Genomic DNA, 2,929 nt, shown 5'->3' with positions numbered 1-2,929 from the left:
GCCACCAGCACTGCCGCTCCAGCGGCTGCCACCCCTGCCGGCCAAGTCGACGAAGCCGCCGCCAAGGCCGTGGTCGCGCATTACGCTGACATGGTGTTCGCGGTGTACAGCGATGCCGAATCCACAGCGAAAACCCTGCAAACCGCGATCGACACCTTCCTCGCCAATCCGAACGACGAGACCCTCAAAGCCGCCCGTACCGCCTGGGTCGCCGCCCGCGTGCCGTACCTGCAGAGCGAAGTGTTCCGCTTCGGCAACACCATCATCGACGACTGGGAAGGCCAAGTGAACGCCTGGCCCCTGGACGAAGGCCTGATCGACTACACCGACAAATCCTACGAGCACGCCCTGGGTAACCCAGGCGCCACGGCCAACATCATCGCCAACACCGAGATCCAGGTCGGCGAAGACAAGGTCGACGTCAAGGACATCACCCCGGAAAAACTCGCCAGCCTCAATGAGCTGGGCGGTTCCGAAGCCAACGTCGCCACCGGCTACCACGCCATCGAGTTTCTGCTGTGGGGCCAGGACCTGAACGGCACCGGCCCGGGCGCCGGCAACCGTCCTGCGTCGGACTACCTGACCGGTGACGGTGCAACCGGCGGCCACAACGAGCGCCGCCGCACTTATCTGCGCGCCGTGACTCAATTGCTGGTCAGCGACCTGGAAGAAATGGTCGGCAACTGGAAGCCCAACGTCGAAGACAACTACCGCGCCACCCTGGAGGCCGAACCGGCCACCGATGGCCTGCGTAAAATGCTGTTCGGCATGGGCAGCCTGTCCCTCGGCGAACTGGCCGGTGAGCGCATGAAGGTTTCCCTGGAAGCCAACTCGCCGGAAGACGAGCAGGATTGCTTCAGCGACAACACCCATAACTCGCACTTCTACGACGCCAAGGGCATCCGCAACGTCTACCTGGGCGAATACACCCGCGCTGACGGCAGCAAAATGAGCGGCGCCAGCCTGTCGTCCCTGGTGGCCAAGGCCGACCCGGCTGCCGACACCGCGTTGAAAGCGGACCTGGCGGCGACCGAAGCGAAGATCCAGGTCATGGTTGACCACGCCAACAAGGGTGAGCACTACGACCAGTTGATCGCAGCGGGCAACGACGCGGGCAACCAGATCGTGCGCGATGCCATCGCCGCACTGGTCAAGCAGACCGGCTCGATCGAAGCGGCTGCGGGCAAGCTGGGGATCAGCGACCTGAACCCGGATAACGCTGATCACGAGTTCTGATCACGGCTGACACCTAAGCGCCATTAAGAATGCCCCGACCTGCTCGGGGCATTTTTTTTCATCGGCAGTCGAAGGCATCACACCCGAATGATAAAAATCTGCGGTGACGCGGCGGGCGTCGTCAATTGAATGCCGCCCATCAGCGGCACAAGGTTATGACTGACCTCAGCCTGCGTGACCAGTCTGCGCGTCGGCTCATCCATCAAGCTCTTGTAGGGCGCAACCTGGGCGTCTGTGGCGATTCGATCCCCCACCACGCGGCGCAATCTCAGCCAGTACAGCCTGACATCTCCAGGGCGCCTGAACAGCAACTCTCCGGGAAAGTCATAACCGCCCAGTACGCCGTAGCGACAGCGGGTTACCACCTCACTCATCAAGGTTCTCAAGCGGCCGTCGGCGCCAGGCGGGAGCGCGTTGAACAGCGGCACTGCAACGGGCTCCGGACGAAAGTCCAGACGGCGATAATGCCCCGGCGCGTTCGGTAGCTGCCAACTGCCGTCGCTGAGTGTGCGGGCGGGTGGAAGTAACGAAAACGGATCGGCCAGTCGCGCTTGCGCCGTGGGCAGCCATAACTGCCAGTCCCGCAAGGTACGTATCAGCGAACGCTGGCCCAATTGGGTCAGCCCCCCCGGGTTGGCGCGATTGAACAGGATTTGGGCGAGTTCCACCTGGCAGCGGGTGGTCAACAGCGCAAACGCCTCGCGGACATAGACCGTAATCGGTTTTTTCAGGGCGACGCCACTGGCGATGACCCACAGCCCGTCACCGGTGGCAAACCTCGCCTGCCGGGGCTGATTGTAGATGCCGGAGCGCACCAGGTTTTCCAGGTCTATGAAGTACCTGGCCGGTTGCGCAGGATCACGAATGAAGACTTTATTGGGCATCGCGGCGTCCCTGGGCAAAATTGCGAAATAGCGCCGATCCATCTTGATGTACTCCTGGCCCAGCCACTGCGGATCGCCTGCAATCCGCCGATAGATGCCCCGTGTCGCATCCACTACCTCAAGCTCGGCCAGGTCGAGGGTTCTGCCCCATTCGATGAATTGTTCGTTTGGAGCACGCACGGTCGTAACCTCAGGAGCCGGGGCAATGGTGCGCGGAGGCGGCGGTGGTGGTTCGACAGGCGATGGCCGCCGTGTAATCACAGCGGGCACGTCCGGTAGATCGATCCCGTCCAGACGCCACTGAAAGCGCAGGACCGGCACGTTCAGATAGGGCTCAAAGGCCGCCGTGGAGAGCCTCAGTCGCAGGTTTTCGACCAGGGCCAGTCGATATTCGATTTCACGCCCCGCCGGGAAGTTGAACGACTCAAACACTCGCCTGGCCTGGACGTCATCCAGGCGCGGGTAGAGATCCCTGAGGGCGCGCTCCGGCGCGTTGCCGCCCTTGAGTCCGCCTACCGGATGGGAACCAACTTCCCACTGCCCCGACGCATTTTGCCGAATCGGCGAGTAGTGATATTGCGTCAGCTTGCGCGCATCCCTGAGGCGCCAGGCGGCTTTGTCGCCGTCGTCGATGATCGAATACCAATGCCCGCCGTCATTGAGGAAGTAGCGCTGGGCACCTGCGGCGTTCGAGGCGGTGTGATGCACGCCCTTACCTTCCCATCCGGCCAACGGCACCACGCCCTCGGGCTTTTTCCCCAGCGCCAGCTCCGCCGGCAACACGCGGGGCCTGGCGCTCACCGCCGGGG

1 protein-coding gene and 1 pseudogene are annotated in these 2,929 nt (G+C 63.1%); one reads left to right on the top strand and one right to left on the bottom strand.

Annotated features, from left to right (window positions below):
* Nucleotides 1-1,236 (top strand): imelysin family protein (locus L9Z73_RS28400; RefSeq protein WP_247408102.1); only part of this gene is annotated, 1,236 nt, incomplete at its 5' end.
* A gap of 77 nt (nucleotides 1,237-1,313) precedes the next feature.
* On the opposite strand, the pseudogene L9Z73_RS28395 reads toward L9Z73_RS28400, so the two are convergent.
* Nucleotides 1,314-2,929, bottom strand: a pseudogene (locus tag L9Z73_RS28395) (dermonecrotic toxin domain-containing protein); the annotation flags it as partial.

Origin of the sequence: Pseudomonas emilianonis (assembly GCF_023072625.1) — a bacterium.
Lineage (GTDB): Bacteria > Pseudomonadota > Gammaproteobacteria > Pseudomonadales > Pseudomonadaceae > Aquipseudomonas > Aquipseudomonas paraveronii.
The sequence above is the reverse complement of the archived record's forward strand: the minus strand, read 5'-3'. Positions and strand labels throughout refer to the sequence as shown.